This window comes from Chryseobacterium sp. BIGb0232 (assembly GCF_024810195.1).
Lineage (GTDB): Bacteria > Bacteroidota > Bacteroidia > Flavobacteriales > Weeksellaceae > Chryseobacterium > Chryseobacterium pennae.
The window spans coordinates 1,324,832-1,349,714 of record NZ_JANUEH010000001.1 but is presented as its reverse complement, the minus strand read 5'-3'; the positions used below and the strand labels follow the sequence as shown (position 1 = coordinate 1,349,714).

28 protein-coding genes are annotated in these 24,883 nt (G+C 34.9%); 18 read left to right on the top strand and 10 right to left on the bottom strand.

All coding sequences use genetic code 11. The features are described 5' to 3' along the window. Window positions 1-2: 2 nt before the first annotated feature. Window positions 3-908: a DUF6427 family protein gene (locus tag M2372_RS05910; RefSeq protein ID WP_123317988.1), complete on the bottom strand. Its 906-nt coding sequence runs from the start codon at window positions 906-908 to the stop codon at window positions 3-5. A gap of 42 nt (window positions 909-950) precedes the next feature. Here M2372_RS05910 and M2372_RS05905 point away from each other — a divergent pair, with 42 nt between their 5' ends. Continuing rightward, window positions 951-1,184, top strand: a complete 234-nt coding sequence (locus M2372_RS05905) for a DUF6341 family protein (RefSeq protein ID WP_115970072.1) — start codon at window positions 951-953, stop codon at window positions 1,182-1,184. Between the two features lie 82 nt (window positions 1,185-1,266). Here M2372_RS05905 and M2372_RS05900 read toward each other — a convergent pair whose 3' ends face one another. The 5 genes from M2372_RS05900 to M2372_RS05880 form a co-directional block, all read right to left on the bottom strand. Continuing rightward, window positions 1,267-1,704: a universal stress protein gene (locus M2372_RS05900; protein ID WP_123317989.1), complete on the bottom strand. Its 438-nt coding sequence runs from the start codon at window positions 1,702-1,704 to the stop codon at window positions 1,267-1,269. Window positions 1,705-1,763: 59 nt separating this feature from the next. Beyond that, the gene (locus M2372_RS05895; protein ID WP_123317990.1) at window positions 1,764-2,369 is read right to left on the bottom strand and encodes a fumarylacetoacetate hydrolase family protein; all 606 of its coding nucleotides are present in this window, start codon (window positions 2,367-2,369) and stop codon (window positions 1,764-1,766) included. A gap of 77 nt (window positions 2,370-2,446) precedes the next feature. After that, on the bottom strand, window positions 2,447-2,848 hold the full coding sequence (locus tag M2372_RS05890) for a DUF2007 domain-containing protein (RefSeq protein WP_123317991.1): 402 nt from the start codon (window positions 2,846-2,848) through the stop codon (window positions 2,447-2,449). A gap of 2 nt (window positions 2,849-2,850) precedes the next feature. Further along, window positions 2,851-3,615: a 3'-5' exonuclease gene (locus M2372_RS05885; RefSeq protein ID WP_123317992.1), complete on the bottom strand. Its 765-nt coding sequence runs from the start codon at window positions 3,613-3,615 to the stop codon at window positions 2,851-2,853. Window positions 3,616-3,672: 57 nt separating this feature from the next. Then, a complete protein-coding gene (locus M2372_RS05880; RefSeq protein ID WP_123317993.1) occupies window positions 3,673-4,386 on the bottom strand; it encodes a phosphatidylcholine/phosphatidylserine synthase in 714 nt (237 codons plus the stop codon). A gap of 89 nt (window positions 4,387-4,475) precedes the next feature. Here M2372_RS05880 and M2372_RS05875 point away from each other — a divergent pair, with 89 nt between their 5' ends. The 14 genes from M2372_RS05875 to M2372_RS05810 all read left to right on the top strand — a co-directional run bounded on the left by M2372_RS05875 (window position 4,476) and on the right by M2372_RS05810 (window position 20,400). Then, window positions 4,476-6,404, top strand: a complete 1,929-nt coding sequence (locus M2372_RS05875) for an LTA synthase family protein (protein ID WP_123317994.1) — start codon at window positions 4,476-4,478, stop codon at window positions 6,402-6,404. Window positions 6,405-6,528: 124 nt separating this feature from the next. Further along, entirely contained in the window at window positions 6,529-6,948 is a 420-nt protein-coding gene (locus M2372_RS05870; RefSeq protein ID WP_115970079.1) for a DUF2147 domain-containing protein, read from the top strand. A 294-nt stretch (window positions 6,949-7,242) separates the two neighbouring features. Continuing rightward, a complete protein-coding gene (locus M2372_RS05865; RefSeq protein ID WP_115970080.1) occupies window positions 7,243-8,223 on the top strand; it encodes a pyruvate dehydrogenase complex E1 component subunit beta in 981 nt (326 codons plus the stop codon). A gap of 123 nt (window positions 8,224-8,346) precedes the next feature. Further along, window positions 8,347-10,338: a KUP/HAK/KT family potassium transporter gene (locus M2372_RS05860; protein ID WP_115970081.1), complete on the top strand. Its 1,992-nt coding sequence runs from the start codon at window positions 8,347-8,349 to the stop codon at window positions 10,336-10,338. Window positions 10,339-10,405: 67 nt separating this feature from the next. After that, a complete protein-coding gene (locus M2372_RS05855) occupies window positions 10,406-10,879 on the top strand; it encodes a Fur family transcriptional regulator (protein WP_027374694.1) in 474 nt (157 codons plus the stop codon). A gap of 3 nt (window positions 10,880-10,882) precedes the next feature. Beyond that, a complete protein-coding gene (locus M2372_RS05850) occupies window positions 10,883-12,625 on the top strand; it encodes an OstA-like protein (protein ID WP_115970082.1) in 1,743 nt (580 codons plus the stop codon). Between the two features lie 689 nt (window positions 12,626-13,314). Continuing rightward, the gene (locus M2372_RS05845; protein WP_123317995.1) at window positions 13,315-14,223 is read left to right on the top strand and encodes a hypothetical protein; all 909 of its coding nucleotides are present in this window, start codon (window positions 13,315-13,317) and stop codon (window positions 14,221-14,223) included. A 1-nt stretch (window position 14,224) separates the two neighbouring features. Further along, window positions 14,225-15,052 carry a hypothetical protein gene (locus M2372_RS05840; RefSeq protein WP_123317996.1) on the top strand — a complete coding sequence of 276 codons (828 nt, stop codon included), beginning with the start codon at window positions 14,225-14,227 and terminating at the stop codon, window positions 15,050-15,052. A gap of 1 nt (window position 15,053) precedes the next feature. Next, on the top strand, window positions 15,054-15,830 hold the full coding sequence (locus M2372_RS05835; RefSeq protein WP_123317997.1) for a hypothetical protein: 777 nt from the start codon (window positions 15,054-15,056) through the stop codon (window positions 15,828-15,830). 134 nt (window positions 15,831-15,964) lie between these two features. Further along, window positions 15,965-17,140 (top strand): aspartate aminotransferase family protein, encoded by a 1,176-nt coding sequence (locus M2372_RS05830; protein ID WP_115970228.1) that lies wholly within the window; start codon window positions 15,965-15,967, stop codon window positions 17,138-17,140. 65 nt (window positions 17,141-17,205) lie between these two features. After that, window positions 17,206-18,279 (top strand): hypothetical protein, encoded by a 1,074-nt coding sequence (locus M2372_RS05825; protein WP_123317998.1) that lies wholly within the window; start codon window positions 17,206-17,208, stop codon window positions 18,277-18,279. A 57-nt stretch (window positions 18,280-18,336) separates the two neighbouring features. Then, the gene (locus tag M2372_RS05820) at window positions 18,337-18,903 is read left to right on the top strand and encodes a hypothetical protein (RefSeq protein WP_123317999.1); all 567 of its coding nucleotides are present in this window, start codon (window positions 18,337-18,339) and stop codon (window positions 18,901-18,903) included. 216 nt (window positions 18,904-19,119) lie between these two features. Beyond that, window positions 19,120-19,506 carry an START-like domain-containing protein gene (locus tag M2372_RS05815; protein ID WP_034696870.1) on the top strand — a complete coding sequence of 129 codons (387 nt, stop codon included), beginning with the start codon at window positions 19,120-19,122 and terminating at the stop codon, window positions 19,504-19,506. Between the two features lie 78 nt (window positions 19,507-19,584). Further along, a complete protein-coding gene (locus M2372_RS05810; protein ID WP_115970088.1) occupies window positions 19,585-20,400 on the top strand; it encodes an aminotransferase class IV in 816 nt (271 codons plus the stop codon). 88 nt (window positions 20,401-20,488) lie between these two features. Here the strand turns inward: M2372_RS05810 and M2372_RS05805 are convergent, their stop codons facing one another. From M2372_RS05805 to M2372_RS05795, 3 genes are all read right to left on the bottom strand, one after another. Further along, window positions 20,489-20,899 carry an N-acetylmuramoyl-L-alanine amidase gene (locus M2372_RS05805; protein WP_259080651.1) on the bottom strand — a complete coding sequence of 137 codons (411 nt, stop codon included), beginning with the start codon at window positions 20,897-20,899 and terminating at the stop codon, window positions 20,489-20,491. A 14-nt stretch (window positions 20,900-20,913) separates the two neighbouring features. Beyond that, a complete protein-coding gene (locus M2372_RS05800; RefSeq protein WP_228455616.1) occupies window positions 20,914-21,069 on the bottom strand; it encodes a hypothetical protein in 156 nt (51 codons plus the stop codon). Window positions 21,070-21,172: 103 nt separating this feature from the next. Further along, window positions 21,173-21,724 (bottom strand): YqgE/AlgH family protein, encoded by a 552-nt coding sequence (locus M2372_RS05795; protein ID WP_115970090.1) that lies wholly within the window; start codon window positions 21,722-21,724, stop codon window positions 21,173-21,175. 24 nt (window positions 21,725-21,748) lie between these two features. Between M2372_RS05795 and pdxH the strand changes: the two genes are divergently transcribed. Further along, the gene (gene pdxH, locus M2372_RS05790; RefSeq protein ID WP_123318000.1) at window positions 21,749-22,390 is read left to right on the top strand and encodes a pyridoxamine 5'-phosphate oxidase; all 642 of its coding nucleotides are present in this window, start codon (window positions 21,749-21,751) and stop codon (window positions 22,388-22,390) included. A gap of 326 nt (window positions 22,391-22,716) precedes the next feature. On the opposite strand, the gene M2372_RS05785 is transcribed toward pdxH, so the two are convergent. Next, window positions 22,717-23,007 (bottom strand): HU family DNA-binding protein, encoded by a 291-nt coding sequence (locus M2372_RS05785; RefSeq protein ID WP_027379880.1) that lies wholly within the window; start codon window positions 23,005-23,007, stop codon window positions 22,717-22,719. Between the two features lie 399 nt (window positions 23,008-23,406). On the opposite strand from M2372_RS05785, the gene panD reads away from it, so the two are divergent. Then, complete coding sequence (gene panD, locus M2372_RS05780; RefSeq protein ID WP_047386679.1) at window positions 23,407-23,757, top strand: aspartate 1-decarboxylase; 351 nt, start codon at window positions 23,407-23,409, stop codon at window positions 23,755-23,757. Window positions 23,758-23,760: 3 nt separating this feature from the next. Beyond that, the gene (locus tag M2372_RS05775) at window positions 23,761-24,783 is read left to right on the top strand and encodes a lysylphosphatidylglycerol synthase transmembrane domain-containing protein (protein WP_123318001.1); all 1,023 of its coding nucleotides are present in this window, start codon (window positions 23,761-23,763) and stop codon (window positions 24,781-24,783) included. Window positions 24,784-24,883: the final 100 nt, after the last annotated feature.

The window sequence follows — 24,883 nt, the reverse complement described above, 5'->3', positions numbered from 1 at the left end:
TTCTAAAATAAATCAAAAACTGTACCTGCTTTAAAGGTAAGTAAACTCAAAATAATAAGCCATAAGCTCACCTCCTGCATCCAGTATTTCGGTAAAAATCTCATCATCCTGCTCAGAATAATGCTTGACGGAAATGCCAGCAACAGTAAATATTCATAGCTTTTATTCATATATAAGATGATGGTAACAAGTTGAGCAAGGGAAAAAACCAGCAGAAAAGTATATTTATATCTGCTTATAGGACTTTTCCTATTATAATTTTGAAAATGGTCATATACTGCATAAATAAGCATTATGGCAACCGGAATCAAAGGCAATAATTCCATATAATCTGTTACCGGCTTCATCTTTCCAAACGGAAAATAATCAATATTCCATGAAGTGAACTGCACAAAGTACATCACCGAAAAATAACTGAATGCAATCAGAATAACCCCTAAAAGGAATCTGAACAGATTTAAACCTACTTTGGCGGAGGTAGCTACCACGTGAATAATAACAAAAACAGCCATTGGCCAGGTGGTGGGCAGGAAAATGAAATTCAGTGCAACAATGGCACCTACCAATACATATGATTTCTTCCTTATATCTTCATCAGCACTTGTTAAGAGCAAGATCAGGAATGAATTGGTAAGCAGCGAAACTGCAATTCCTATGTCTAAATTACCCGGGTACAGGCCAAAAATAAAAAATGTATATAAGAATAAGGGAAGATGGGTCTGATAATTAAGAGCAATACTGTGAAAACAAAAATATCCCAAGGCAATTCCTAAAAATGTAATTCCGGCTATAATTGCTTCATAAGTGTTGAAATTCAATATGTTAAATATTACAACGACTAAAAGAAGACAACCAATATAAACAGGAATTGAAAAAATATTGCTTTCTTTTGAAAGTAATTTAAACATTTTTTATAAATTTGTACAAAGTTAATTTAAAAAAGGAAAATAATGACGTCTTTCTTTCTATTCTTAAGCAAAGTTTTCAAATCGAGTTTCGCATTCTTTGATACTTTCGGAAATGTTTTAAACTGGATTTTATTTACAGTTTGCTGTGTATTATTCATTTACTGGTGTTACGTATTGGTTGTAACATTAGGTGGTGACAAAGATAAAGACTATTATTCTCCAACGGAAGGTAAGCACCCTTACTACGATCCGAATATCTACAAAAAAGAAGGTTAATTAATTGGTTATATAGTAAAAAACCGATCAAATAATTTATTTGATCGGTTTTTTTATACTAACGATTAAAATTTTCTTTTACTTAGTCGTGGATCGGAAGTACCAAAACCGGAACATTTGAACTTTTTGTGAGTCCTTTGGTAAGACTTCCTACAAATACATCATAGATTCCGCTTCTTCCATGTGACCCCATTACAATATAATCTGCATTTTTTTCTTTGGCATATTCGAGGATAATATCTTTTGCCAGCCCTTGTTTTAGAAGGTGCTCACAATCGATATTATGGGCAATGATTCTTTGTTCTATTTTATTAAGCTGAACCAGCTCTTCCCTGATTTCGTTTGCTTCCACTTCCGGAAAATATTGAAATCCCATATCTCCAATGGCAAAGCCGATATCTGATGGAGCAACATGGATCAGGTAAATTCTACCATTAAGTTGTTTTGCAAATTTTATGGCACCGTCCACCAATTGGTCAGTTTTGTCCCCAAAATCTACAGGTAAAATAATATTTATCATAACCTTTCATTTTGTTATCTAAAGATATGAAAAATTCACCAAACTTTTATGTTAAATACTTACAATATTCTGATATCAAGGATTTTTTCTTCACCAAGGTAAGCTTCCAGAATATCATTTTCATCTACTTTTCCAACTCCTTTCGGGGTCCCTGTGTAGATAAGGTCACCTACTCTTAAAGTAAAATATTGAGAGGTAAAAGCAATGATGTCATCAAAATGGAAGAGCATATCTTTTGTATTTCCATCCTGAACTTTGTCTTTATTTTTTAGCAATGAAAAAGAAAGATCATTGAGATTAAAATCATCTTTTTTGAAGAAGTTTCCTACTACTGCGGAACCATCAAATCCTTTAGCAAGCTCCCATGGAAGCCCTTTGGATTTTAATTCACTCTGAAGATCTCTGGCTGTAAAATCAATTCCTAAGCTAAGTTCTTCATAATGTTTGTGAGCCGTTTCCTTCTGAATGTATTTTCCTCCTTTAGATACTTTTATCACCACTTCAAGCTCATAGTGGATATCATTGGAGAATTCAGGGATATAAAAATCATTTCCCTTTAAAATGGCTGTATCCGGCTTCATGAAAATAACAGGATTCTCCGGAATTTCGTTTCCTAATTCTTTAGCGTGTTCGCTGTAGTTTCTTCCAATGCAAATGATTTTCATAATTCTTTATTTATTTCAGACTGCGTCATGCAAGGAACGAAGCAATCTTTTTATTAATGTAAATATTTATCTTGTACTTATTCATGGGTAAATTCATTGCCACAATAATAACACACAAACTTATGGCTCGTCAGAAAAGAAATTCCGAAAAAGCTGGTCGCCCTGTCATCTCTGTAAATATGATTGGAGCCACATTTAGGACATGCAAAATCAAATTCCGGGTTTTCAATAGTGTGTTCTACCTCCAATGAATATTGCTCATTGTCTTTATAGTCCTGAAGAACCTTACCTGCTTTTTCCAGATCTTCTTCAAAAACCTGAAGCTGAATTCCGCCCACAGCCTGAGAAAGCAGCCAATCCGACTGGATAAGCTGTTCATTCGCAATGAAACTATTGATTCCGTTTTCAGCCAGAATCTGTTTGTCCCTGTTAGCTTCAAGGGCAGTTTCATAAAATTTAAAGCGAACCAGATCAGACATATTTAAAACTTGCTTGAAAGTTGAATTTTTGTGAAAACTTTCTTGGTGTACAATGGAAAGTCAGCATTCTGCAGCCATCCGAAATATCCAAGATCCTTCTGGAAGACAGCTTTTACTCCCTGTCCCTTATATTTTCCGAAGTTGAAAACTTCTTCCTGTTTATCATTATAACCTATAAATCCTGCAAGATCGGCATTCTTATTATGGAATGTAAACTCGCTTAATGGCGCTATTTCATTTGGAATATCTTCATATTTTCCAACCTGAGCGTCCAAAACTTCAAAAGTAGCCCATACATCAGCTTCTGCAGAGTGGGCATTTTCTAAAGTTTTTCCACAATAGAACTGATAGGCAGCTCCAAGGTTTCTAGGTTCTTTTTTATGGAAAATAGTCTGTGCATCTACCAGTCTGAATTTGCTAAGGTCAAAATCCATTCCCACTCTTAGCAATTCTTCAGCTAGAAGAGGAACATCAAACCTGTTGGAATTGAATCCGCCAAGATCAGTGCCGGTAATCATTTCCATCACTTTAGAAGCAATGTCTCTGAATGTTGGAGCATCTTTTACATCCTCATCATAGATTCCGTGAATCTCACTGCTTTCTTTTGGAATCAGTATTTCAGGATTCACACGCCATGTTTTGCTTTCTCTGGAAGCATCAGGATTTACTTTTAAAATACAGATTTCAACAATTCTGTCTTTTCCGATGTTGGTTCCTGTAGTTTCCAGGTCAAAAATACAAAGTGGTTTATGGAGTTTTAAGTTCATGTTAATCAATAATAATTTGAATATGTATTTATTTAAAAATAAAAGGTTGTTTGGCTTCTATTTTAATTGTCTTTGAAAAATAAGCGATACCAGTATATAATAGATGACCAGCATTGGAATTCCTACAATCTGGAAGATCACAAGAATCGCAATTCCACCCAGCAATAATACTACTTTTGGATAGTTGTCCTTTAGAGTTTTGGATTTAAACTTCATTGCCATCATTTTGATAGGACTGATCAGAAGCCATGAAGTAAGGAACGAAAGTATGATAAGCAGTAATGCATTGTCAAACAGGAAACTGAAAGTCCCGGTTTCTTTAAAAGCATAATACAAACCAAACAAGAGAACAGTATTGGTAGGTGTATTTAAACCTTTGAAATAATATCTCTGTTCCTCATCCAGATTGAAAATAGCAAGCCTTAAACAAGAGAAAACGGTTACTACTAATCCTATATATTTAATTTCAAAAGGAAAATGTATTCCAAGAAGTTCTGTTCCAAATGGTTCAAGAGCTTTATACATTGTTAATCCAGGAATAACCCCAAAACTCACCATATCGGCAAGAGAGTCGAGTTGAAGTCCCAGGTTGGAGTTTGATTTTACGGCTCTGGCTACAAATCCGTCAAAGAAATCGAAAATAGAGGAGAGGATAAGGCATATTGCCGTGGTTTGATAGTCTCCTAAAATAAGATGTATTGCACCCACGCAGCCTGCAAACAGATTAGCCAGGGTCAAGGCATTAGCCAGATTATTCTTTATAAAATCCATAAGTACAAAATTACAGTTTTTAAAAATTCTAACTCAAAATAATATGCACTAAAAAACGCCATAAAGTGATTTTGATGTAAATTTGTCCCATGAAATTTTTAAAAGGATTTAGAAAACAGGAAGTTCTGGCACTGCTTTACAGAATTTTTTTAGCCTATGTTTTTTATCAGATCGCAAGACTTTTATTCTGGTACTTTAATAAAGACCTCATTAAGGTAGACTCTGTTTCAGAGTATCTTAAACTGGCATATCATGGTACAGCCTTCGATACCACAGCTATTTTGTATGTGAATGCCTTATTTATACTGTTAAGTCTCCTTCCATTAGTCATCAATACAAAGAAAGTATTTCAGAAACTCCTTTTCTGGGTTTATTTTCTGACGAACGGAGTAGCATATGGAATGAATTTCGGGGATTTTATTTATTATAAATTCTCCCAATCAAGGCTTACTTCAGCAGTATTTCAGGTAGCAGAGCATGAGTCTAATGTTTCTCAGACCTTGATGATTTCTGTTCAGCAACATCCTTTTGTACTGATCTGGTTTATTATTTTAATGGGACTTTGGGTTTTCCTTTATAAAAAAGTAAAAGTTGATGAAGTAAAACCTGTTAAGTTACTACCTTATTTTTTATCCTCCATTGTTACTTTGTGTATTACTGCAGTTTTGGTGGTAGGCGGAATCAGAGGAGATTTCAAACACAGTACAAGACCGATCAATATGGTGGATGCTACCCGTTTTGTAACCAATCCATTGCAGGGAAATCTGGTTCTTAACAGTACATTCTCTTTCTTCAGGACTTTAAATACTAATAATTTCAAGGAAGTTCACTTTGTGGATGAGAAGTATATTGAAGAAAATGTTCAGCCTTATAAACAATACGACAGAAAAGTAGAGAACCGTCCCAATATTGTTATTTTCATTGTAGAATCTTTTGGTAGAGAGTACTCCGGAGCTTTTAATAAAGATAAAAATATTAAAGATTACGTTTCATATACTCCGTTTATGGACAGTCTGGCTACACAAGGCCTTATTTTCCCAAATACCTTTGCGAACGGAAGGCAATCCATCCATGGAATGAGCAGTGTGCTGGCCGGAATTCCGAGTCTTACGGATGCTTTTACAGGTTCTCCATATTCTAACCAGAAAATTCAGTCTATTGTTTCTGTCTGCAATGATCTGGGATACGATACTTCATTTTATCATGGGGCACCTAATGGTTCTATGGGATTCCTGGGATTTGGAAATATCTTAGGTTTCAAGCATTATTTTGGGAAAACAGAATATAATCATGATGAAGATTTTGATGGAATGTGGGCGATTTGGGATGAACCATTTCTTCAGTATTTTGCTAAAAATGTAGGAAAGAAACAACCTTTTATGACTACGGTATTTACGGCATCTTCTCACCATCCATTCAAAATTCCGGAGAAATATCAGGGAAAATTCAAAAAAGGGAAAATAGAAATGCATGAACCTATACAGTATACGGATTATGCAATTAAAAAATATTTTGAAACGGCTAAAAAAGAACCTTGGTTCCACAATACAATCTTTGTATTCACGGGAGATCATACCAATCAGATTTATTATCCAGAATATGAAAAAGCGATGAACCGTTTTGCTGTTCCGCTGGTTTTATATTCTCCAAATCCGGAATATCAACTGAAAGGAGAAAATCCGGAAATGGCGCAGCAAATAGACATTTATCCGACACTTGCAGATTTAATAGGCTATAATAAACCCATCAGAAGCTGGGGAAGAAGTCTGGTAAGTGATAAAAAATATCCAGGTATTATGGTGAATTCAGATGGAAATAATGAACAATTTATGATTGGAAATTATATCTATCGTTTTGATGGCAAGGATATTGTGGGAGTATATGATAAAACAGACCTTGCTCTTGAAAAGAATCTGATTGGCCAGCTAAAAACACCTGAAGTAGAACAAGGAAAACAAACAGCAAAAGCATGGTATCAGGATTATATGGACAGAGTGATTAATAGAAAGCTGAATTAGATAAATTCATTTACCAGGTCTTTTATGCTTTGTATAATAAAAGTTTTTGTTCGTTAAGAATTAATTTATATTTTTATCAATACATAGAAAAGTATATTGTATTAAAATTAAAACTATAAGAAATATGAAAAAAATAATGTTAACATTCGCGCTTTCTTTATTTGGTGTGATGACATTCGCACAGATAGAAGGAAAGTGGAAGACGATAGACGATGAAACCAAACAGGCTAAATCTATTGTAGAGATCTTCAAGAAGTCCGATGGAAAGTATTATGGGAAAGTTTCTCAATTATTGATAAAACCTGCTGAGCCTAACTGTACCGCTTGTAAAGATGACAGAAAAGGAAAACCAATTGTAGGACTGGAAATCATCAGAGGATTGAAAAAAGAAGGTGATGAATTTACAGGAGGTAATATCACAGACCCTAAAACGGGAAAAACTTACAAATGTACCATTACAAAGAGCGGAGATAAGCTTAATGTAAGAGGGTATTTAGGATTATCATTATTAGGAAGAACCCAGGTTTGGGAGAAAGCTAATTAATATAAGTTTAAATAGAATTTTAAAATGGCATTTCAAAAATGGAATGTCATTTTTTAGTATACCTGGAAAAATCTTTTATCCCTGGAACGTTTTGAGATGAAGGTGTCGGGAATTATTAAAAATTAATTTCTAATTGTTCTCTCAGGCTTCAATAGCTTTCAGCATCCTTCTTTTCAGAAATCTCTGAGTTTAAATTATTCTTAATATTAAGAAACTTCCTTCAAATGAGATGCCTTTTTATTATGTGTATAATAAAAAAACACTATTTTTGTAGTCTAAATTTTTCGAATAAATATGGCAGAATATACTTTTCGTGAGGTAATTGCACAGGCAATGAGCGAGGAAATGCGTAAAGACGAATCCATCTTTTTAATGGGGGAGGAAGTTGCAGAATACAATGGTGCATATAAAGCTTCAAAAGGAATGCTGGATGAGTTTGGTCCTAAAAGAGTAATCGATACCCCAATTGCAGAACTTGGTTTTACAGGAATTGCTGTTGGAGCTGCGATGAATGGTAACAGACCAATTGTAGAGTATATGACATTCAATTTCTCATTGGTAGGAATTGATCAGATTATCAATAATGCTGCAAAAATCCGTCAGATGAGTGGTGGACAGTGGAACTGCCCAATTGTTTTCCGTGGACCTACAGCTTCTGCAGGGCAATTAGGAGCTACGCACTCTCAGGCTTTTGAAAACTGGTTTGCAAACATTCCTGGCCTTAAAGTAGTGGTTCCTTCAAATCCTTATGATGCGAAAGGATTGTTGAAAACTGCAATTCAGGATAATGATCCGGTTATTTTCATGGAATCTGAGCAGATGTATGGAGATAAAATGGAAATTCCTGAAGAAGAATACTACTTACCATTAGGAAAAGCAGATATAAAGAGAGAAGGTAAGGATGTTACTTTAGTTTCTTTCGGTAAGATCATGAAATTAGCGATGCAGGCAGCTGAAGATATGGAGAAAGAAGGAATCTCTGTTGAGGTTATCGATCTTAGAACTGTTCGTCCTCTTGATTTTGACACTATTTTAGAATCTGTAAAGAAAACAAACAGATTGGTGATTTTAGAAGAAGCCTGGCCATTTGCGTCTATATCTTCTGAAATTACTTATATGGTACAGCAAAAAGCATTTGATTATTTAGATGCTCCAATCAAGAGAATTACTACTCCTGATGCACCTGCACCTTATTCTGCTGCATTATTTGCAGAATGGTTCCCTAAACTTGAAAAAGTAAAAGAGGAAATCAAAAAAGCGATGTACGTAAAATAATGATAGATTATAGAGAAAAACTTCCGAAAGGAAGTTTTTTCATTTATTATATTCATGAAGAAAAGTTCTTGGGGTCATAAAATTGATATAAATTTGCGCTTTTAAAAAAATAAATTGGCTGATATGGCAGAAGTTACAGAAGGCGGTCATCACTTTGACTTAAAGAAGCTTTCATTTGTAGGCGTTATCGTTTCTCTCGGGATCGTTTTCGGAGATATAGGTACGTCACCGCTTTACGTAATGAAAGCGATTGTGAACGCAAGAAAAGACGGCGCTACCATGCCATTTGATGAATACATTGAAGGAGCATTATCCTGTATCATCTGGACATTGACGCTTCAGACTACCCTGAAATATGTGATTATTGCTTTAAGAGCAGATAACAAGGGTGAAGGTGGAATTCTTGCACTGTATTCACTAGTAAAAAAACTCAAGAAAAAATGGCTGTACGTAGTCGCCATTATTGGAGCATCCACGCTCGTCGCAGATAGTGTAATCACCCCTTCCTTAACGGTGATGTCTGCAATTGAGGGATTAAAAATTTACAATCCAGAAACTCCGGTAGTCCTCATTACTTTAGTCATCCTATTCATAATTTTTGTTGTACAGCAGTTTGGAACCGCATCTATTGGTAAATTCTTTGGACCCGTCATGGTGACGTGGTTCCTGGTATTAGGAATTTCAGGATCAATGCATATTTTCGACCACATTGAAATCTTAAGAGCTTTCAATCCGATCTATGCCTATAATCTGATTACACATTCATCCAGTGCCATTGTCATTATGGGAGCCGTATTCCTGTGTACAACAGGAGCGGAAGCTTTGTATTCAGACTTAGGACACTGTGGGGCAAAGAATATCAGAATCAGCTGGATTTTTGTTAAGCTTATGCTTATCCTGAACTATTTAGGACAAGGGTCTTGGTTATTGGATAATTATCATCAGGTACACAACGGAGTAAATCCTTTCTTTGGAATCATGCCGGAATGGGCTGTTTTACCAAGTGTAATTCTGGCAACTGCAGCGGCAATTATTGCCAGTCAGGCGGTAATTACCGGTTCATTTACCATGTTCTCAGAAGCAATGTCTATTTCTTTCTGGCCTAATCAGCATATTGAATACCCTTCAGGGGTTAAAGGACAGATGTATATCCCAAGAATTAACTGGGGGTTGATGGCTTTCTGTTTTGTAGTGGTTATATTCTTCCAGAAATCAGAAAGTATGGAAGCTGCCTATGGGCTTACAATCACCATTACGATGCTGATGACAACAATCCTTCTTTTATTCTGGCTGAGCCGTACAAGGGTCAATAAAGTTTTTATTGCCGGTTTTGCGGTTGTATATCTTTTCCTGGAATCGGGATTCTTCTATGCCAATGTAATTAAGTTTGTAGACGGAGGTTGGTTAACAATGGTATTAGGTGGGTTTATTGCCGTATGTATGTACGCATGGTATAACGGAAGATTAATTAAAGCTAATTTTATCCAATATGTGAAAATAGAAAAATACGTTTCTATTCTTAAGGATATGAAACTGGATGAAACCATTCCGAAATATGCCACCAATTTAGCTTATCTGAGCCGCGCCAAAAGAAATGATGAAGTGGAATCCAAAATTATCTATTCCATCATCAAAAAACAGCCGAAAAGAGCAGATCATTACTTTATTTTAAGTATTGTTAACCAGGAAGATCCATATACATTCAAATACACAGTAGATGAAATTCTGCCTGGAACCGTTTATAAGATCAATTTCCTTTTAGGATTTAAAGTAGACCGAAGAATTAATGATTATTTTAATATGGTGCTTAAAGATTTAATGGCTGAAGGAACCATCCCTTCAAGAAGCAGTCATCCGTCTTTAAGAGCTCATAATATACCGCCGGATCTGAAGTATGTTATCATTGATAACACCTATATCAACGATATACTTTTAACTGTTAAACAGAAGATTACCCTTAATATTTACAACTTTGTGAAGTATATAGGAAGTGATGACTTTAAGGCCTGGGGAGTATCTTCACACAACGTAGAAGTGGAGTCTGCCCCTATTACAGAACTTACTGTTTATGATAATAAAATTGAACAGTCTGGGTACTTCCGTCACAACTCTTAATACCCGGAGTATTTAACCATACTATCTATTTAAATAAAATTCAATAAATTTGTAGATAATTTTTTTAATGGATACAGTACAAAAAGAAAAAAATATAGCTTTGATCAAGGATGTTTTAAGAAACTACTTATTAGAAAAAGGGTTCAGAAACACGCCTGAAAGATATACGATATTAGAAGAAATTTATAATATGGATCATCACTTTAATGTTGATGATCTGTATCTTCTGATGATGCAGAAGAAATACCATGTTTCTAAAGCTACCATCTACAATACTATTGAGATTTTCCTTGATGCAGGTTTAATCCGTAAGCATCAGTTTGGAGAAAAAACCCTTACCTCTTCATCTTATGAAAAGTCTTATTTTGACAAGCAGCATGACCATCTGGTAATCTACAAAAAAGACTCTGATAAAGAAATTGAAGAAATTATTGAGTTCTGTGACCCAAGAATTCAAGGAATCAAAGAAGCCATTGAAGAAGCATTTGGCGTAAAAATTGATTCTCATTCGCTATATTTCTATGGCACTAAGAATGACTAATTAATGAGAATAATCCTTTTTCTGTTTATCTTTATTTCTACGTTCAGTTTGGCGCAGGACAAGACGCCTGTGAAGCGAGATCCCTATTTACAGACTCCTTCACCTGCAAAACCACAGCCCCTGAAACCTGAAGATAAAATAAAACTTATCAACGCAGATAAAATTATTAAAGATCCCACGAAATATGATGGTAATCAATACTTTGTAGGAAATGTTCAGATAGAACAAAAGGGGTCTATACTTACCGCAGATGAAGTTGTTCTTTATAGTGAAGAAAACTTTGCCAAAGCAATTGGAAATACAAAACTTCAGAATGCAGACGGCTCTGTGATTACAGCAGGAGAAATGGAATATGATGGGAATACCCAAAAAGGTGTTGCCCGGAAAAATGTTGTCTTAACAGATCCCAAGCAGACTATTAAAACTGATATTCTGTATTATGATAAACTTTCTAGTCAGGCTTATTTTAATACGGGAGGTACTATTTCTGATAGTCAGGGGAATATAATGTATACTAAGTCTGCAACCTATTTTCTCGATACCAAAATGATTGATTTTGTTGGAAATGTGAAAATAGACAATGCCCAATACATTATTGAAGGAGTTAATATCAAGCAGAATCAGAATACCAAAGTCGCCGAATTTTTCGGACCTACTACCATCACCAACAGAGCTAATCCTAAAAACAGGGTTTATACAGAAAGAGGAACCTATAGGATGGAAACCAAAGAAGCTTTCCTAAATAAGAATTCCAAGATCTTTTATAATGACAAAATCCTTACCGGTGATGATATGTATTTTAACCAGATCACAGGTTTTGGAAAAGCGACTGGAAATGTAAAGCTTGATGATCCGAAAGAAAGGAGATATATGAAAGGAGGATATGGTGAAATCTTTGAGAAAAAAGATTCTTCCATGATGACTAAAAATCCTTATGCTGTCAAAATCATGGAAAAAGACACCGCGTATTTTGCAGCAGAGAAGATTATATCTTACCAGAAACAGGATTCTTTAGATATCAGAATAAAGAAGAGCTTTTTAAGAGCTTACAAAAAGGCTAGAATATACAAATCCAATGCACAGGGAAGGGCTGATTCCATTGCGTTTAATGAGACAGATGGTATCTTGCATATGTATACAAAACCTATTTTATGGAGTGGGGAGAAACAGGTAACAGGAGATAAGGTTGAAGCCTATTTCAATACCCAGAATGAAAATATAGACTCTTTAAAAGTAACTGGAAATGCTTTAGCGATCAGCAAAGTAGATTCCTTAACCCTGAAAGATGAATTCAATCAGGTGAAAGGTAAATTTATGACGGTTTACTATCAGGGGAATGATATTAAAGAGGCAAGGGTCGTAGGAAATGCCCAGTCTATTGCTTATGTAGATGATGTAAACAAAGAAACTCAAAAGCCTGAAAGAATTGGAATCACACTTTCTGCCTGTGGTATTATTGGTGCTTTATTTGAGGAAAGAACTTTGCAGATTATTTCCTGCAGTATTGGGGCTACAGCAGATACCTATCCGATGAGTAAACTAGAACCTGTAAGAAGGAAGTTCCCCGATTTTAACTGGAATACAAAAGACAGGATAAGGAAATGGCAGGATATACTGGTAGACAGCCCGAATTATGAAGAAATCAAGTATTCTTCAGATAATGAGCTGTACGATCAGGCACAGGATGCTATTGAGAAAGAACGGGCCAAAGAAGAGGCTAAGAAACCGAAAAGAGTAAGAAAATAACATAAAATGAACCGCTTTATTTGTAAAGCGGTTTTTTTATTTATAAAGGTTAATTTGATGTTTTTTTGAAGAATAAAAATTATAAATAAAGGTTTTGAAATTTTGTTCAGCTAGGTTTTGGTTAAACAAAGACTCAATTTTTTGATGATTATGAATATTTAAATAAAATAAGTATAATTTTATATTTTATATCATTTAATAGTGAAAAAACAATATGTTAAATAAAATTTATTAATAAGATTGGTAACAATAGAGAATAAATTGTATAAGCATCTTATTGTTATTAATAAATTTATTTAATTTTTATTTATAATATTGTAAATCAGTATTTTGCGGGGTTGTTTTTTATTGTTGGTAATTGGATTTTAATCTGGGCAAAAGCCATATTTAAATATTATTTTGTGATACAAAATGTTAAAAAATCATTCTTCATATCAATAAGTGGTGAATTTTTTACGAGTAAAATCATAAAAAAGAGCCTGAAAAAGTTCGAATTTTACTCTTAAACTTCAGAATTTAAAAATATTTTTTTTCTGTCATAAACATAGAATTTTCTGTTGTGTACAGCTGTTTTTACGGGTTATGTTTATTCTAATATATTGGAATTATTATTTTTTTTATAATGACATAATTATATAATTATAATATTTTATACATTTAATAGGTCAAGCCAATCTAAAAATGACAATATGAAATTAGAATTTATTATCTTGATCTTTATTATTTTTAATATAAAGATTAGTGCCCAAGTTGGTATTTCCAAAACCGCGGGCTTCCAGCCAGACGTTCGAGCTCAATTGCACGTAAAGCAAGATGATTACGCCGCCAGATTACCAAGAGCCAATACCACCTCAGTATTGCCTGCTTCATTAGCTGGTACAACGGGAGATGGAACCCAAAGTTCTATCATCTTTAACCGTGAAACAGGAAGTGTTGTTCAGAATGACGGAACAAGTTGGAAGATTTCAGATCCTATTGTAACCACCATGAAGAATAACAAAATGGCCCGTTTTATAAGGAATGGTACTGTAACTACTACTTGTGATCCCTGTGTGCTGTTACCATTCCCCAATTGTATTATAGGATCTAATCAGCAATGCGCAGCAGTAGATGTACCATTTACTACAGGAATACCTGCTCTGAATGAAATATCAACTGATGTAGATTTACTAAGTACCACAAGTAATGTGATTAATTTTAAAACAAGAGGTTTATATAAAATATCATTTAAAAGTGGTACACTTAATGTGGGAACACCTACATGTATAGGTGCATCAACCAACCTGTATTCCAGATTGAACTTAGAAATCAGTTCTGATAATGGTACATCTTGGAAGCCTGTTAATAATACAGTAAGTAATACCACAGGCGGATTACTTTCATTGGGTTCAATACCTATTGGATCTATAGACGTAGGTCAGTCGCTTGCATTTACCTATGTAGGTGTTTTTAATGCTAATGACAGAGCTAGATTAAGATTTTATGGTAACCAGGCAATGCTGGTAGGTGGTTGTCTGGGAAGTAATATGTTTTTTTCGATGAACACTACAGGAAACTCTATATCGGATATTATTGTTGAAAAAATAAATATGCAATAAGATGAAAAAGGTAACACTTATTATAGCGCTTTTTAGCCAATACTTTCTACAGGCGCAGGTAGGTATTGGTGGTGATATTTATAGCACAAAAAATATAGTAAAAGTTCTGGACGGAACTAAAGGAGTAATACTTCCTTATTCTAATAGCTTTACTTCATTTCCACAATATAACGCTGGAGTGACAGATGTATTTAATGACTATCCTAACCTTATAGGAGGGCTTATCTACAATAAGACAGATGATCAATATTACAAATATGACGGCTATGCCTGGAATCCTGCAAGACAGATCCAGGGGATATACCAGCTTAAAGGATCAAGACTGGGAATCTCTTCAGGGATTTCAATTCCTTGTATTGCTTTCGGTTTAGGAATATGTCTTTCAACAGGGTCTGCCGTTTATTTAGCTCCGGATAATAAAAGCGAAGTTCTTGTTGATAATCTTACATTAAAGAATGCAAGTAATGTAACAATAAAACAGGCTGGAGTCTATGATGTAGGAGCTGCTTTAGGGTTTACCGGTGGATCGCTTGGAGCCCAGATTGGAGTTACAGAGTTTAAACTGACATTACAGGTTAGGTATGTACCTACAGGAAATTGGGAAACTATCGTTACCAAGTCAAACTATTCACTCATATTTGTTATTGATACTAATGGAAATAAAACATGCAGTTTTGCCCAGACGCTTTCATTGCCGGTAGGTGCTGAATTAAGGGTTATTCCTACAATCAGAACTATTGGTGGATCAGGAGGGTCTCTATCTGCTTATGGTACAGATGCCAGCTCAATCAACTCTTACCTTGCAGCACGTTTAATTAAAGCTTATTAAGATGAAAAAATATTTATTCGGACTGTCTTTATTGGCGATCAATATTTACAGTGCACAGGTGAATTTCACCAATATCTCTAATCCCGATTCTAACGCGAATGGAAATGACAGGGTAATGATGTATGTTACCAATACCAGTGAAGCAACTGGTGTAAAAGGTCTTGGACTTCCAGCTGTAAATGCAGCAACAGATCTTCCATATACAGGAGCAAGTGCTCCGGCAACCAGGATAGAGGAATTAAGAGGAATGCTCTTGTTTGTTAAAGCTACAGGACAGGTAATGGTTTTTGACGGTCTCGTATGGAGCAAGGCTTTTGAAATAGAATCTGATAATATCTCAAGATTCCGGTTAAATTCTGTATCAACTACCAATGGTACAGCTTTACTACCGATAAATAATACGATCGATAAACCCAATTTTCTTGCCGATCCTTTAAAGCTTAAAACAAACGTTCCTACAACAGGAGCAAACCTGAATAGACTGTACATTAGGCAAACAGGATTATATCGAGTTAATCTCAATCTTAATTTTACAGGTCCCGCCGGATCATTTAGTAACAGATTGGGAGCCAGTTTATACCTGAATGATGTCAAAAGATTTCAATTGCTTGAAGATACAGTTAATTTTGATGGTACCAATCGGAAGATTAGTTTGGATATTTCAGTGTATGCGGTTCAGGGACAGTATATTACACTAGAGTCCATTACGGAAGTAAGTGGTACAACCAATTATACAGTTACCAATGACAGTTATGTAACAGTAGAGAAGGTATTATAAGATAAAACGAATCTTAATATTTCAATGAAAAGTCACATTTACATTAGTAAGTGTGACTTTTTTATTCCCTATCAATAATTTCGGCGTTTGCTGAATCTTTTATAGCTTTGCTGAAATTTTTTGAGACAATGGAAATGCACAAAGATTTTTTTATATATCAGGCGCAAACCACAAAATTTGCAGCAGGTTTTGAAGTTGAAAAAGCGGTAGGAAACTATATTTATGGTACAGATGGGAAAAAATATCTTGATTTTGTAGCGGGAGTATCGGCCAATACTCTGGGACATTCACATCCAAAAGTTGTGAATGCCATCAAGGAACAGGCAGATAAATACCTTCACGTAATGGTATACGGAGAATATGCGCAGGAAAAACCAATTGCATTATGTAAGTTACTGGCGGAGGCTACTCCAGAGCCTTTGGAGGTGACATATCTTGTAAATAGTGGTGCTGAAGCCATTGATGGGAGTTTGAAGCTTGCTAAAAGATATACCGGGAGAGAAGAAATTGTTTCCTTTAAAAATTCTTACCATGGAAATACTCATGGAGCACTAAGTGTTTCAGGAAATGAAAATCATAAAAGGGAATTCCGCCCATTGTTGCCAATGGTATCTTTTATCGAATTCAATAATGAGAGCGAATTTGAAAAGATCACAGAAAAAACGGCTTGTGTTATTCTGGAAACCATTCAAGGAGCTGCCGGATTCCTGGTTCCTGATAATAACTATCTGATCAGACTGAAAAAAAGATGTGAAGAAGTAGGTGCACTTTTGATTCTGGATGAAATTCAACCTGGATTTGGAAGAACAGGAAAACTGTTTTCATTTGAGCATTTCGGAATCGTTCCTGATATTTTGGTCATGGGGAAAGGAATGGGAGGCGGAGTTCCTGTAGGAGCTTTTATGAGTTCCAGAAAAATTATGGAAACCCTGTCTCATTCTCCAAAACTGGGACATGTGACGACTTTTGGAGGAAATCCACTGATTGCAGCAGCCAGCTATGCCACCTTGAAAGAAGTTCTGGAAAGTGGTCTGATGGAAGAAGTAGAAGAAAAAGAAAATCTCTTCAGGGAGCTTTTGGTACATCCGAAGATTAAAAATATTAATGGTAAAGGATTGATGCTTGCCGTTAACCTTGGGGAACCTGAATATACTTTAAATGTTGCTAAAAAATGTATGGAAAACGGGCTTATTGTTTTCTGGCAGTTGTACAGAAATGAATATTTGAGAATATCTCCACCGTTAACCATTTCAAAAGAAGAGATCAGAAAAGGCTGTGAAATTATTTTACAGATTCTGGATGAAGAATAAGACTCTTTTTATAAAACTTTGAATACATAAAAAAAATCTTTACTTTCGCAGCGTAAAAAATAACCATGAAAAAAATTATTTTATTCACTGGGATAGGACTTGCTACTATCCTGGGAATTCAGGCCTGCGGGAGCTCAGACGATTCTATTACTGAAAATCGTACCACAACAGTAGCACAAGACAAAGAAAATATCAAGAAAACAATTAATGGTTTTTATGATAAGCTGAATGTATTGGATGATGGTGATCTGTCCAAATATATATTGTACACCATGTTCAATAATACTGCACAAGAGTACGATGATAGCCACTTAAATAATGTTATCGAAAGTTTCGAAAACCAATATGGAGAAGTTCTGATCAATAACAAGCTGCAGTTTGCTACAAAACTGGGTGAATATACTTTTAATAATGTTACAGGGCAATGGGCTAAGACAGGAAATTCTACAGGAGTTGTTCTTAAATTTCCATCAGTTAAGAATCAGGCAGCTGTTGACGGAGAATTAACACTTACTTCCTATACTGATGTTCAGACAAGCTACAATTCTGAAACAATCTGGCTTCCGAAAACTTTTGATCTTACATTAAAGAAAAGTAATAATACAGTTTTTAGCATGAACTTATCAAATGTAACTTTTGATAACAGTACTAACTTCAGTATGCCGATCAGTGCCAATATCAAGATCTTTGCTTCCCCTTGGACGCAGACGATTACATGGCAGAGAAATTCAAGTAAAGAATTCCAGTTCAAATATAATGCTACTACACCTCAGGGAGCAAACAGTGAAGTTATTGCCAATGTTACATTAAAACATGCGGACTATGCTAATATATCTTCTAAAGATGATTTTAAAGCAATCACAGCATCTGTAACAGAAGGGAATCTTAAAATTAACTGCAGCATGAATGTAGAAGCATTAGCTGCCATTAATGATCCAACAGATAGCCAGATTAATGCAAACTCTAAAGCTGTAGTATCCTATTCCGGACAAAAGGTTGGGGAGATCATTTATAAAACAGTAAATGGAAAAGGAGAATTCTTTATTGTATATGCTGATGGAACTACTGAAAATACAGATGTGTATATTGGTGATTTTGAGCAGAAGATCAAAGCTATATTCGCAAATTATATAAAATAACATAACTAAAAAAGATACACATCTCAAAGGCTTATAAGTCTTTGAGATGTTTTTATTATGAAACGTATTACTACAGCATTTTTCTTTCTTTTCTTTTCATGCCTGTGCCTGGCCCAGACTCAGAAAGATACTTTATTTACAATCCCGAAACATCAGATAGGTATTGGGATTAATAAGTTTATTAAATCCATTTTTGCATCCGATGATAATGCAATGGTGATCAATTACCGGTATTCTCCGAAAGGGAAATGGTCTTATAGAACAGGATTTGATTATAAGAAGGATGATAGTGAAGGAGGGTTTACACAGTTTGCCATGAAGCTTGGGGTTGATAGAAACCTTAAGAGATACCGTAACTGGAACTTTTATTATGGGGCAGATGCTTTTATGAGATATTCTAATTACAAGAATATTAATAAACCCCAGTATGATAACGGAATAGGGGCCTTTATAGGTGTTCAGTACTTCATTTCTCCGCATTTTTCCATTTCTACAGAACCTATGTTTTATTATAAATACATTTATATTGTAGACCGCGATACTTTCCAAAAGGATAAGAAGACCGGGTGGAGTGAAACAGGATTCGGAAAAGTAGGTTTTGTAGAATTGAATTTTCACTTTTAAACAAACTAAAAATAACTCGAAACAGTTGATATAAATCTCTCAGAATTGAGAGATTTTTTTTATGCTTAACATGGTAATTTTAACGGTTTATATACAATAGAATAGGTATTTATAATCTCTGATAAATATCATGCAGATTCTTTAAAAAAGTAACTGCAATTTTGTGTAATAAAAAAATTAATTTATATATTGCGGGACGATAAAAACAAAGATTATATGGCGAAACATAAAGTCCATTACGAATTTCCAATGCACTGTTTATCAGAGATTTTATACGAGTATCTGGCTACTGCGGAGGGATTGTCTGAATGGTTTGCGGATGAGGTAACAGAGAAAGGCGATGATTTCTTTTTTAGCTGGGGTGGAGGACCTGCAGAGAAGGCCACTTTGATCAGATATAAGCCTGAAGGTTTCGTACGTTTCAGATGGGAAGAAGATGAGGGAACTAAAAACTTCTTTGAAATGACTATCACAATAGATGATATTACAGAAGATCTTGCACTGAATATTACAGATTTTTGTGAAGAAGGTGACGAAGAGGAAAACGCAATGTATTGGGAAAATCTTATTGAGAATCTCAGAATAAAATTAGGTGCTGCGTAATGCAGAGCTTTATTAAATGATAAAACTGATGAACGATTTATCGTTCATTATTTTTTTGTAAATAAATCACATCAAAAATTGGAAAATCAATATTTTACATCAGACGCATTAAATGTAAAGAACAGAGCCTTTCTTTGGGGCGACGCAGTGAAGGTTTCTTTCTTTGTAAGAAACGGCGGATTGATCATGGATGAAGAATGTTATTTCTTCCTGATGGCTTCCATGAGAAAGATGAGAATGAATATTCCCTTAACCTATACACTGGAGTTTTTCCAGTTACTATTCCAAAAGGATATCATAGACGGTAAAGGAATCAAAAACGGAATTATCAATTTTCAGGTATTCAGAAATCAGGATGCTGTGACATTGGCAAAATCTTCAATTTCTTACTTTTATGAAGTTGAAGAAATGGATGATGTACTGGCTGTTCACCAAAGACCTTTGGACCTGGATCTGATCAAGGAAATTAATGTAAATAATAATCTCTTAAGTAACATTAGAGTACATTGTCCGGAAAATATCTATGGTGAAATTTACGCTCAGGAAAATGACCTTGATGACGTAATCCTTTTGAACCCTAATAAAAGAATTGCCCGTACCACGTCCGGAAACCTTTTATTCATGGAAGGTAATATTATTAAAGTTCCAAAGCAGACAGAAGGTGCTTACATTTCTCCTTTGATGGAAAATTTTGTTACTTTCTTACATAAAAATAATCTGGCTGATATTCAGGAACACGAAATTATTGCTTTTGAATCTCAGAAAGCAGAAGAGATTTTGATGATTTCTGATGAGAAAGGCATATTTTCTGTAGGTAAAATAAGAAATAAGACCTTTGAAATTTCCCGATTCACAGAATTAGTAGAAAGCTGGAAAAAGAGTTTTAATTCATAAAAATTGACAAACCCGGTAAACAACAAGTTATAAAGTCCTTTACCGGGTTTTATTCTGAGTAAATCAGAAATTGTTTTTTTTTTTTTATTTAGTTTCCGTTGATAATGTCAACGAATTTCTGTGCGATTTCCTTTTGTCCTTTTTCACTGGTGACATAATTCCTGTCTGTGGAATTATTGATGAATCCAAGTTCTACCAATACCGTAGGAGCTTTGGTTTCTCTCAAAATATGAAGATTACGCTCTTCAATTTTACGGACATCAAATTTTTTATAAATTTTTCCCGCCAGTTTCTTTGAGTCTTCAGCATTCTGAACATATATTTCAGTACCATGCTTTGAGGTTTCTTTCTGAGAAGAGGTATTGACATGGAGTGAAAATACCATTTCAGGATTCAGTTTATTGATCTGATCAGTTCTTTCGGAAAGGCTGGGGTAAGTATCTTCGTCTCTTACTAAAATGACCTCGTATAGCTCTTGCTTTCCGCTAAGTTTTTGAATTTCTTTCGCAATACTTAGTGTGATATCTTTTTCATTGAAGCGCCATACACCGCGCCATAATCATCTCCGCCATGACCGGCATCTATGACAATGTATTTCTTGCTGAGAGGAGTGAATGATAAAAAGACAGTCGAAAAGATTGATAAAGCAAATAATGGAATACCTTTCATTTCAGTAATTTTGGTTTTTCAAAGAACGGGAAAACTTTCTTTAAAATTGGTTAATAAAATCCTAAAATTTGTTAATTATTTTATTGATCTGAAAAGGATATAGTTAATTTAATGAGATATCTTCAGGAGAGTTAGCCCAAAGTAAAAATTCACCCCCAAGATTCTGCATGATTGATTTCCATAATGTCTGGTCGTTTGGAAGGGTATAGTCAAGGTTATAAACATCTACCACAGTCCACATCTTTCTCTGAACTTCACTGTCCAGCTGGTTAGGAGCCCATCCGGAATATCCGGAAAAGATTTTTATATTGTGAATATCCAGTTCATTGGCTAATACAGCATTGATGATGCGCTCGATATCTTCGGTAAGGTAGTATTCATCGTTGATATCAGTATAGATTTCAGTTACTTTTTCATCACTCTTTACAATAAAGAATACCTTGTCATTTTCTACAGGGCCACCATCGTATACCTCGATCTTAAAATCAAAGAAATCCTTGAATTTACTGCTCATCTGGCTATTCTTTTTATTCAGTATCAAACCAAAAGCTCCGCTTTCGTTATGTTCAATAACCAATACTACCGATCTGGAAAAAATATCGCCGGAAATGTCAGGTGTCGAGATTAATATTTTACCTTTGTATGAGTGATTCATACTCAAATTTAATAAAAAATATTTATGGAAAACCTGCACGACAAAAGAAAAGTGTATGACAAATCCCAACTTATTGAAAGTGAGATAAAACAAAATCCAATTGAGCAGTTTAGAGACTGGTTTTTGGAGGCAACTGAAAGTCCTGAGATCTCAGAAGTCAATGCTATGGCGGTTTCTACGGTAGAGGAAGACGGTTGTCCAAGAACAAGAATGGTATTGTTGAAGGCTTATACTCACGAAGGATTTATTTTCTATACCAATTATAACAGTAAAAAAGGAAAAGCAATAGAGCACAATCATAAAGCCTGTCTGCATTTTTTCTGGCCTAATCTGGAGAGACAAATCATCATCAAAGCCAATCTTGAGAAAGTGGCAGAAAATCTAAGTGAGGGTTATTTTCATTCAAGGCCCAAAGGAAGTCAGTTGGGTGCGGTGGTTTCTCCTCAAAGTCAGGAAATTCCGAACAGAGAGTTTTTAGAAGAAAAATTAAAGGATCTGGAAAAAGAATACGAAGACACTGAAGTTCCAAGACCTGCTCATTGGGGGGGGTATCTTGCAAAGCCTTACGAAATTGAATTCTGGCAGGGAAGACCTAATCGCCTTCACGATAGAATTGTATATGAGCTGGACGGGCTGGACTGGAAGGTTTCTCGATTGGCTCCATAGGTAAGGATGAAAAGCGAAAAAGAGTAGGTAGAGGGTTTGTTACACCTATTTTCAGTAAATTAATAAAAAGGATTTAAAACATCTATAGAAGCGGGCTTTAGCCCGCTTATTTATTATATATTACTAAAGGCTTTAGCGAAAACTTAATACTCTTAACACCTTCACTCTTCTTAATGTTTTCTTCTATCTTAATCACTCAATTTTTGAATATAATTCTCAGTTTAGGAATTCGAAGCCATAATTAATGATCCATCCAATGTCGGTAATATTGAGTATAAAAAAGACCGCTTCGGAGAAGCGGTCTTGAATTTTCGTAATCTGAATGATTATTTTTTCTTAGCACCAGAAACTGCATTTGATAAATCAGCTCCAGCCTTGAACTTAGCAACTTTTTTAGCAGCAATTTTGATTGGTTTTTTAGTTGCAGGGTTGATCCCTTGTCTAGCTGCTCTCTCAGCTACTGAGAAAGTACCGAAACCTACTAAAGAAACTTTTCCGTCTTTTTTCTTTAAAGTAGAAGTTACGTTACCAATGAAAGATTCTAAAGCAGCCTTTGCTGCAACTTTAGTGATACCTGCATCTTTTGCGATTGCGTCGATTAATTCAGACTTGTTCATAATTTTTAATATTAAAGTTAGTTCGTAATTATAGCAAATATAATACTATTTTCTAATTGTGCAATTTTTTTATAAAAACTTACATAATTTTTTTACTTTTCAGTGAAAACAGTTAAAATATGATAATTCGTGTTTTAGCGAAAAATCTACGTTACGGGTTACTAAAATCATGCCAAATGCTTATGTTTATTGACTTTAGCAAAAAGTTAATATTATTTCCTGTATTTATTAAATCCTAAATTGTGTATAAAGTATTGATGTTTTTAAGAATATAATTGACAATAATATAAGTAATGGTCTCTTTTTTTGTGTTTTATAAAATTAAACCCCGTTGTTTATGGGAGTTTTTTAATGGTAGTGTACGTCTGTTTTATTAATTTTTATTAATAAATTTGCAGCATGTTAATAGAAGTTTTTAAGTCCAAGATCCATAGGGTAAGAGTGACAGCCTCAGACCTTAATTATATAGGAAGTATAACGATAGACGAAGATCTTATAGAAGCTGCCGGCCTGGTAGTGGGAGAAAGGGTCTATATCGTTAATGTGAACAACGGTGAGCGTTTTGATACGTATGTTATCAAAGGGAAAAGAAAATCCGGAGAAGTATGTCTGAATGGGCCTGCTGCAAGAAAAGTACAGAAGGATGATATCATCATCGTTATTGCTTATGCACAGATGACTCCTGAAGAAGCAAAAGATTTCCAGCCGAAGATCGTTTTCCCGGATGAAAAAACAAACCTTCTTACATAATTCATGGAGAAAACATCAAAAAATCCTTTAAAATCAGTACTTACAATAGTAATATCGCTTGCTTTTGCAGGCTTTTTTTTATGGCTTGCTTTAAAAGGTCTTGATTTTAAAGTGATTCAGCAATCATTAGCTAAGGCCAATTATCTTTGGGTATTGTTTGCCTCTGTATTTGGTCTTCTGGCTTATTGGTTCAGGGCAATCCGTTGGAATCTGATGCTGGAGCCGATGGGGCATAGTATTTCCAATTCCAATTCGCTTTGGTCTATTTCATTTGGATATTTAATGAACCTTACTATTCCCAGAAGTGGAGAACTGGCAAGAGCTACCGCACTATATGGAGTAGAAAAAGTTCCTGTGGACAAATCCTTTGGAACGATCATCCTTGAAAGGGTAGTGGATCTGATATGTATGCTTGGTTTTTTAGGGCTGACATTATTATTTAAATATGACGCAATTCTGTCATTTTATGAAAACTCAGGAGTACATATTAATCCAAATAAGATACTGCTTGTTCTTTCTGTATTAATCGGAGGTACAGTTGTGTTTTTTGCCTTTAAAAAGAGACTGGCGAATGTTCCGTTTCTTGGTAAGATCGTTAATTTTATTGACGGTATTTTTCAGGGACTGATGACCATTTTTAAATTAAAACAAAAAGGAAAGTTTGTTTTATATACTCTGGGAATCTGGATTTGCTATTATTTCGCCGCTTACCTGGTATGTTTTGCATTGCCCGAAACTTCAGCGTTTACCTTTGCAGACGGTTTCTTTATTATTGTTGTGGGAACAATGGGAATGATTATTCCTGCCAGTGGTGGGATCGGAGCCTATAATCTGGCTATGAAATATGGTTTTATGGCTCTTTTTATCTCAGTAGGGAAGAGTGCAGATCTTGGAGGCGAAATGGGACTTACCTATTCCTTTATTTCTTTGCCGCTTCAGATTGTGATTATGCTTGTAATGGGACTTATTTCTATTCCTATGCTGGCAAAAGCCAGGAATAAAGTGGCTTCAGAGAAGGAGTTTTAAAAAATAATTTAATAATTATACGATATAAAGGTTCAGTTTTTTAATTGAACCTTTTTTGTTGCCGTTAATTTAATCGGGAAAATTAGACTTAATTACTTTA